The 7297-nt window shown below is 61.1% G+C and carries 9 protein-coding genes; 7 read left to right on the top strand and 2 right to left on the bottom strand.

Annotation, left to right across the window (positions count from 1 at the left end; translation table 11 throughout):
* On the bottom strand, nt 1-1042 hold a 1042-nt coding region (locus ACRC1E_RS07655), incomplete at its 3' end, for an RNA-guided endonuclease InsQ/TnpB family protein (protein ID WP_438514511.1).
* Between the two features lie 15 nt (nt 1043-1057).
* On the opposite strand from ACRC1E_RS07655, the gene tnpA reads away from it, so the two are divergent.
* The gene (tnpA, locus tag ACRC1E_RS07650; RefSeq protein WP_438514510.1) at nt 1058-1474 is read left to right on the top strand and encodes an IS200/IS605 family transposase; all 417 of its coding nucleotides are present in this window, start codon (nt 1058-1060) and stop codon (nt 1472-1474) included.
* Between the two features lie 97 nt (nt 1475-1571).
* The gene (locus tag ACRC1E_RS07645; protein ID WP_438514509.1) at nt 1572-2093 is read left to right on the top strand and encodes an HNH endonuclease; all 522 of its coding nucleotides are present in this window, start codon (nt 1572-1574) and stop codon (nt 2091-2093) included.
* A gap of 43 nt (nt 2094-2136) precedes the next feature.
* Here the strand turns inward: ACRC1E_RS07645 and ACRC1E_RS07640 are convergent, their stop codons facing one another.
* Entirely contained in the window at nt 2137-2343 is a 207-nt protein-coding gene (locus ACRC1E_RS07640; RefSeq protein WP_438514508.1) for a hypothetical protein, read from the bottom strand.
* Nucleotides 2344-2557: 214 nt separating this feature from the next.
* Between ACRC1E_RS07640 and ACRC1E_RS07635 the strand changes: the two genes are divergently transcribed.
* The 5 genes from ACRC1E_RS07635 to ACRC1E_RS07615 all read left to right on the top strand — a co-directional run bounded on the left by ACRC1E_RS07635 (nt 2558) and on the right by ACRC1E_RS07615 (nt 7214).
* Entirely contained in the window at nt 2558-3358 is an 801-nt protein-coding gene (locus ACRC1E_RS07635; protein WP_438514507.1) for a helix-turn-helix transcriptional regulator, read from the top strand.
* Nucleotides 3262-4461: a type I restriction-modification system subunit M gene (locus ACRC1E_RS07630; RefSeq protein ID WP_438514506.1), complete on the top strand. Its 1200-nt coding sequence runs from the start codon at nt 3262-3264 to the stop codon at nt 4459-4461. The genes ACRC1E_RS07635 and ACRC1E_RS07630 overlap by 97 nt, the downstream gene beginning before the upstream one ends.
* 124 nt (nt 4462-4585) lie before the next feature.
* The gene (locus tag ACRC1E_RS07625) at nt 4586-5872 is read left to right on the top strand and encodes an AAA family ATPase (protein WP_438514505.1); all 1287 of its coding nucleotides are present in this window, start codon (nt 4586-4588) and stop codon (nt 5870-5872) included.
* A complete protein-coding gene (locus tag ACRC1E_RS07620) occupies nt 5865-6476 on the top strand; it encodes a hypothetical protein (protein WP_438514504.1) in 612 nt (203 codons plus the stop codon). The genes ACRC1E_RS07625 and ACRC1E_RS07620 overlap by 8 nt, the downstream gene beginning before the upstream one ends.
* Before the next feature lie 3 nt (nt 6477-6479).
* The gene (locus ACRC1E_RS07615; protein WP_438514503.1) at nt 6480-7214 is read left to right on the top strand and encodes a DUF6933 domain-containing protein; all 735 of its coding nucleotides are present in this window, start codon (nt 6480-6482) and stop codon (nt 7212-7214) included.
* The last annotated feature ends 83 nt before the right edge of the window (nt 7215-7297 follow it).

The following is a 7297-nucleotide window of genomic DNA, read 5'->3' as shown; positions in this document are numbered from 1 at the left end:
GATTATCCGCCGACACATGACCACAGCACGGGCAGGTGCGGCTGGTATTCCGTGGCGGCACGGCGATGAGATGCCCTCCGTGCCACGCCAGCTTGTAGTCCAGCTGGCGACGAAACTCGAACCAGCCCTGATCGAGGATGGCCTTGTTCAGGCCGGACTTGGCCCGAACGTTCCTGCCCGGCTGCTCGGTGGTTCCTGCCGCTGACTTGGACATGTTCCGTACCTGCAAGTCCTCGATGCACACCATCGCGTGGTTTTGGCTGATCGTGGTCGTGGTTTTGTGCAGGTAGTCGCGGCGGGCATTGCCGATGCGGGAATAAATACGCTGGACACGGGCTTTCGCCTTCTTCCAGTTGCCGCTGAATTTGGTCTTGCGACTCATCGCGCGCTGGGCTTTGCACAGGGCGGTTTCGTGCCGCTTGAAGCTGTTCAGCGGGGCAAGATAGCTTCCATCGCTCAGCGTGGCGAATCGGGCAATCCCCATGTCGATACCGACTGCACCCCCCTTCGGTATCGGCTGCTCGACCTCCCGGCGGGTCTGAATGCTAACGAACCATTTGCCAGCACGCAGACTGACGGTGACGTTGCGCAGCTCGCCCATCGACTCCCGGCTATTGCGGTAGCGCAGCCAGCCCAGCTTGGGCAGGAAGATGCGGCTATTGGCCTGATCGAGCTTGATCTGTTTCGGGTCGGGGTAGCGGAAGCTGTCGCTTTGCCCCTTGCGCTTGAAGCGCGGGAAGTCGGCGCGCTTCTCGAAGAAGTTTTTGTATGCCCTTTCCAAATCTTTCAGCGCATGTTGCAAAGGATGAACCGCCGCTTCTTTCAGCCATGCGGTTTCGACGCTGTTTCGCCAAGTTGTCAGCTGCTTGGCCATCGCCAGGTAGCCAATGAACTTGCCTCCGGCTTCGTGATTGGCCTTTTGTAACGCCAATGCCTTGTTGAACACGAAACGGCACGCCCCGGCGAAGCGGCGCATATTGCGCTGCTGCTCGCCAGTTGGCATCAGTTCGTATTTGAAGGCTTGGAGGCGTTGCATGACCATACTATAGTTTGGCCTATGGAACAAAACAACGACATTCGACACGGTAGAAACTGTGTTTTCAAGCTGCATGTTCACTTGGTCTTTGTCACAAAGTACCGCCGTGATGTATTCACCAAGGAGATACTGGACGCGCTACGCCTCATTTTTGCCGGGGTGTGCACTGACTTCGAGGCGGAACTGGTGGAGTTCGATGGCGAAGATGACCACGTTCATCTACTGGTGAACTACCCGCCAAAGGTGTCGGTTTCGGCATTGGTCAATAGCCTGAAAGGCGTTTCCAGCCGGATGATCCGCAAAAATAACTACCCGAATATCCGCAAGAAGCTGTGGGGCGGTGCGCTGTGGTCGCCCTCCTACTTCGCCGGAAGCTGCGGCGGCGCACCCATCGAAATCATTCGCCAATACATCGAACAACAGCAGACGCCACACTGAATGGCAAAAGCAAGGACGGCTAGGCCGTCCGCGCTATCCTTCCCCGCCCTGAAGGGCGAGGTTTGCCGCGCAACTGATCAAGGGCAACCGCCTGAACATGCCCTTGCTGGGCGAAGCCGACGACCTCGAGGCATTCCTGTTTGCGCCCTCCCGCAAGGCACTGGGCATCATGGCGGCCGGCCTGCGCAAACTTGATGGTTCACGGTGCTTCTACTGCCGTGCTTCCTTATCTGAAGCAGACGTTGACCACTACATTCCGTTCTCGCGCTACCCCCGCGACCTCGCGCACAATTTCGTGCTGGCGCACCCGGCGTGCAACCGCAGCAAGTCGGATACGCTGGCAGCCTTACCGCACCTTGAACGATGGCTTGAGCGCATCGAGCAATGCTCGGATGCGTTGGCAGAGATCGGAGCTGAGGCGGGTTTTCTGACCGATGAACATGTGACCCTGCAGGTAGGGGCCTGGGCGTACACCAACGGTATCGCAGCTGGCGGCCAGGCCTGGCTCGCGCCGAAAGATTACCAGGCGATTTCGCCCTCGTATCTGCGGCTTTTCTCGGCGCAATCGCCAGTCCACCCCCCGACGCAGGCACCCACTTTTCTCGCGGCGGAGGCGTAGCAAAAACGTCGTTTGAGACCTGCTGAAAGCGGCATTGGCAGCGCTACTCTCGCCGTTTTCTCCCAAGCAAGCCCAGCAGCCCGTCGATCACGACCACCAGCACCACAAACACGCAGGCCAGAAACAGGCTGCCTGCGGCAATGTCTTGCCACGCAGGTCCGTACAGCCAGGTGGCGGCCAGCACGAAGGGCAGGACGCCGATGCAGTTTAGGGCCAACCGGAACAGCAGGTGGCGAACGGTGGCGTGCATGGGCATCCTCGACGTAGCAGTTATCGCTTCAATCTAATCAAAATGATGATATTTATGCAAGCGCATGGCACAATGCCCATGTATTGATTAACCGGCAAGCGCCATGGACTCCACCCCCGCCAGCTTCGGGCACCTCACTCACAACCAGCGCCAGCGCCAGAGCTTTCTGGAGTTCTGCCTGTACTTCCTCGGAGAAGTGCGGCGCGCTGACCTGATGGCACGTTTTGACATCGCGCCGGCGGTGGCCACCCGCGATTTTGCGCTCTATCGCCAGCTTGCACCGGACAACCTCGCGCTCGACCCGTCGAGCAAGGCCTATTTCATCCAGCCGGGCTTCGCGCCGCTGTTCGAGCACCGGCTGGAGCAGGTGCTGGCCGCGTTGATGCAGGGCGAGCCGTACAGCCTCGAGGCGGTCGGCGCCGCCTTGCTGCCGGGCGACTACCCGGCACTACTCAACCGGCCGCGCCTGCCCATCCTTGCCGCCGTCAGCCGTGCGATCCGCAGCCAGCGCCTGTTGCGCATCCGTTACCACTCGGAAAGCAGCGGCGAACAGGTTCGCCTGATCGCCCCGCATGCGCTGGTCGACAGCGGCCTGCGCTGGCATGTGCGCGCCTACGACCGGCTGCGCGGCGCGTTTATCGACCTGGTACTGACCCGCATCCTGAGCACCGAGCTGCTGGATGAGGCACCGGCGCCGCATGAGCAAGCCGAGGCCGACAGCCAATGGCAGACCCTGCTCACCCTTGAGCTGGTGCCGCACCCGCAGCTGGGCCACCCTGCCGTCGCCGCGCTCGACTACGCGCTGGAAGACGGCCGGCTTTCGCTGCCGGTACGCGCCGCCAACGCCGGCTATTTGCTGCGCAGCTGGAACGTCGACTGCTCGCCCTCTGCCACAAGCGCCGACCCGGCCTGCCGGCTGTGGCTGTCCAACCCTGCCGTGCTGGAGGGCGCCGGCAGCGCCGTGCTCGCCCCCAGCTGGCCGGCACCTGCCACCAAACAGCCCGATTTCCTATAAGAGACACCACCATTCTAGACGATATCCAGAAAACCCTGTGGGCCGCCGCCGACAAGCTGCGTGCCAACGTGGACGCGGCCGAATACAAGCACCTGGTGCTGGGCCTGATCTTCCTCAAGTTTGTGTCCGATACCTTTCAGGCGCGGCGCGATGAGCTGACCCGCCGCTTCCACGACGAAAACGACGATTATTTCCTGCACGATTGTGATGCCGAGCTGCTGGCCGAAGAACTGGAAGACCGCGACTACTACCGCGAAGTGAATGTGTTCTGGGTGCCGGAAGCCGCGCGCTGGGAGGCGCTGCGCGCCAACGCCAAGCAGGCAGACATCGGCAAGCGTATCGATGACGCGCTGGCGCTGATCGAAACGGACAACCCGCGCCTGAAAGGCTTCCTCGACAAGCGTTACGCGCGTGCGCCGCTGCCGGACGGCAAGTTGGGCGAGTTGGTTGACCTGATCTCGGCCATCGGCTTTGGCCAAGACCAGAGCCAGGCACGCGACATTCTGGGGCAGGTGTACGAATACTTCCTCGGCCAGTTTGCCAGCGCCGAAGGCAAGAAGGGCGGCCAGTTCTACACCCCGGCCTCCATCGTGAAAACGCTGGTGGCGGTACTGGACCCGCATGAGGGCAAGGTGTACGACCCGTGCTGCGGCTCGGGCGGCATGTTCGTGCAAAGTGAAAAGTTCATCGAGGCGCATGGCGGCAAACTGGGCGATGTCGCCATCTACGGCCAGGAGTCCAACCCCACCACCTGGCGGCTGGCAGCGATGAACCTCGCCATCCGCGGCATCGACTTCAACCTCGGCCGCGAGCCGGGCGACACCTTCACCCGCAACCAGCACCCGGACCTGCGCGCCGACTTTATCCTCGCCAATCCGCCGTTCAATATCAGCGACTGGTGGCACGGCAGCTTGGAGGGCGACCCGCGCTGGGTGTACGGTGCGCCGCCGCAAGGCAATGCCAACTACGCGTGGCTGCAGCACATGCTCTACCACCTGAAAGCGGGCGGGCGAGCCGGCATCGTGCTCGCCAACGGCAGCATGAGCTCCAGCCAGCTGCGCTTGCCGGATGCCGAGGCGCTGGTCGCGGAGGCCGGGGCATGAATGCACCGCCACGCAGCGATCACACTTCTGCGACTGGCGTTGGCCGCGATGGCATGGTCAAATTTACCCTTTACCAAGAGGGCACCCGCAGTGCGGTGTCTTATCCGGATGCAGGAGAACGCGCATGTTGAAAAGCTTGGTGCTGGAGGGGGTTGGCCCGGCGGCTGTTTTCGGGCCGGTGGCGTTTGCGCCCAGACTGAATGTGATTACCGGAGACAACGGGCTGGGTAAGAGCTTTCTGCTGGACATCGCCTGGTGGGCGCTGACCCTTACCTGGGCTCGCGATATGCCGGCGGTGCCTCCGCCTGGCTGCAAGAAGAGCTGCATTACTTACGCTTACAGCAAGGCGACACCGGGAGATTTTGAGGAGTCCAGCCTTTTTAATCGCAGCGAGCAGTTATGGTCCACTAAACAGGGGCGGCCTCCCATCCCGGGTGTGGTGATTTATGCCGGCGTGGACGGCAGTTTCTCCGCGTGGGACCCGGCCCGGAATTACTGGCAGAGTAACGAGGCGGCAGAGCGGCCGCGCGGGTTTAACTTTACGCCTGAGCAAGTCTGGCATGGCCTGGAAGGCCCTAACGGGATTCGCTATTGCAATGGCCTGATTCATGACTGGGTTCTGTGGCAAAAGGGGCAAGACCCGGCATTTGCCGACTTGATCAAGGTGCTGGACACCTTGTCGCCATCCGGCAATGAAAAGCTTGAACCTGGTCCGCCTGTGCGCCTGGGGCTGGATGTGAAGGATTACCCGTCATTGCGTATGCCTTACGGCCAGCATGTGGCGCTGGTGCATGCTTCGGCAGGCATGCGGCGCATTGCCGCGCTGGCCTATTTGTTGGTGTGGACCTGGCGCGAACATTTGCTGGCGTGCGAGCAGACCGGACGCAAGCAGGCCAAAGAAATCATCTTCCTGATCGACGAGATCGAGTGCCATTTGCACCCGCAGTGGCAGCGCCGCGTGGTGCCGGCCTTGCTTAGGGTGATGCAGGCGCTGACCGGCAAGAAGGTGCCGGTACAGCTGATTGTGGCCACCCATTCGCCGCTGGTGCTGGCATCGCTAGAGCCCGAGTTCGACGAAGAGCAGGATGCCGTATTCAACATCGCGCTGCAGGACGGGCAGGCGATGGTTGCGGCCGAGCCCTGGGCCAAACAGGGCGATGTGGTGAATTGGTTGGTGTCTGATGCCTTCGGGTTGCAGCAGGCGCGCTCTGTTGAGGCAGAGCAGGCCATCGAAGCGGCGGAAGCGTGGATGCGGGGTGACAAGGCGGGTTTGCCGGATGGGCTGAAGACTCAGGCAGCTATCGATAAGGCATTGCGCAAGGTATTGCCCGGCCATGACGATTTCTGGCCACGCTGGCTGGTAGAAACCGGCAAGGTCCCGAGCCGTCGTATCGGAGCCCGCCATGATTGAGATTGATCAGGCCGGTTGGACAGAGCCGGCCGGCTTTGATGCCGGATGCCGGCAAAAAGGCGCGGCCTGGCTGGTCAAAAATCCGAAAGCCACCCGCAAAACGGCAGGCAAGCGCCCCAAGGATTACTGGAGCAAGTACAAGCCGGATTTGGCGGTTGCCTTTGGCGATTTGTGCGCCTATGGCGCGATGTACGAGCCTGTGGGGACGGTAGACCATTTCCAGCCAGTGGATGCCAATGAAAGCCTGACTTATGAGTGGGAAAATTTTCGCTTTGCGTCCGGCTGGATCAACAGCAGCAAGAATAAGGCGGTCACGATACTTGACCCGCTACTGGTTAAAGAAGGCTGGTTCAAGCTGCTGTTACCCTCGCTACAGCTGGTAACTGTGCCTGAAAACATTCCCGATGATTTGCGCGAGTTGGCACAGCAAACCCTGATCCGGCTGCATCTGCGCGATGATGAACGGGTGATGAGGCAGCGGCGTAAGTGGTATCAGATGTACCAGGAAGGCAGGTTGCCCCTTGAAAGCTTACGTGAGGTTGCGCCGCTGATTGCGGCTGCTGTGAACCGGCAGCGGTTGCCGGATGCAGTGGGGCAGGAGTAGGCCATGCTGCTGTTCCGGTGTTCCAAAGATGCTGCCGAGGCGTTAACCACGAGCCGTAAAGGGGTGTCGCAAAGCTGGGTCGAAAAAAACCCGCGACCCGACGACGCGCCGCCGAGGCTGTGGCAACTGCACGCGGTGACGATTGCCCGCCGCCCGACCTTTATTGCCATGCAGACTGATACCCGCTTTGCCATGATGTTCTGGGGCTTGAGCAAGGGTGACGGCGAAACGCTGCTCAGACTTTTTTACGAGCGACTGGCCAACCACCTGATCTGGCTGGTCGAAGAGACTGCTGCGCTGAGCGCCCCGCAACTGGACGTGGCAATCGATCGGCTGCTGGAGGCGCATGCGCATTTCGCTTTCCGCGCTGGCAGCGACCGCAGCGTGCAGACCCATATCAACGAGGTGGCGTATGCCTGCAAGGACGGTTATGCCCAGCATGGCTGTCTGCCGGATAACGCGCTGCAGGCGGCCAGTTTTGAGCGTCGGCAGAACCAGATGCTGCGCCGGGCGCGCGGCAGCGACTACTTTTGCCCTGACGAGGAATTCCTGTGCGCCTGCCTGCGCGACTTCGCGGACGTTGACGAAGCGCAGTTGCCAGCGGTACGCGAGCGCCTGAAGCAGGTACGGCGGCAGCAAATGATCGAGCGCATGATGCGTCATGCTGATGAGAGCGGCACCGCAGATGTGGAAGCAGTGCGGGCACTGCTGCTTAACAACCCACCGGGCAAACCTTGAGCGCGCCCAGCGACCTTTGATTTACAAGGGATTGGTTAATCGTTTGCTTTGAAGGATGTGAAGATGTCCATGGTGGTAGAGCA

It is taken from the genome of Craterilacuibacter sp. (assembly GCF_051659485.1).
GTDB lineage: Bacteria > Pseudomonadota > Gammaproteobacteria > Burkholderiales > Chromobacteriaceae > Craterilacuibacter.
Note: the sequence above shows the minus strand (reverse complement) of the source record. Positions and strands in the feature narration are given on the sequence as shown.

Bases quoted from the DNA above. Each gene is read 5' to 3' on its own strand.
- ACRC1E_RS07645 (WP_438514509.1), top strand. From the start codon at position 1,572: ATGCCCTTGCTGGGCGAAGCCGACGACCTCGAGGCATTCCTGTTTGCG.
- ACRC1E_RS07640 (WP_438514508.1), bottom strand. From the start codon at position 2,343: ATGCACGCCACCGTTCGCCACCTGCTGTTCCGGTTGGCCCTAAACTGC.
- ACRC1E_RS07635 (WP_438514507.1), top strand. From the start codon at position 2,558: ATGGCACGTTTTGACATCGCGCCGGCGGTGGCCACCCGCGATTTTGCG.
- ACRC1E_RS07615 (WP_438514503.1), top strand. From the start codon at position 6,480: ATGCTGCTGTTCCGGTGTTCCAAAGATGCTGCCGAGGCGTTAACCACG.
- tnpA (WP_438514510.1), top strand. From the start codon at position 1,058: ATGGAACAAAACAACGACATTCGACACGGTAGAAACTGTGTTTTCAAG.
- ACRC1E_RS07625 (WP_438514505.1), top strand. From the start codon at position 4,586: ATGTTGAAAAGCTTGGTGCTGGAGGGGGTTGGCCCGGCGGCTGTTTTC.
- ACRC1E_RS07620 (WP_438514504.1), top strand. From the start codon at position 5,865: ATGATTGAGATTGATCAGGCCGGTTGGACAGAGCCGGCCGGCTTTGAT.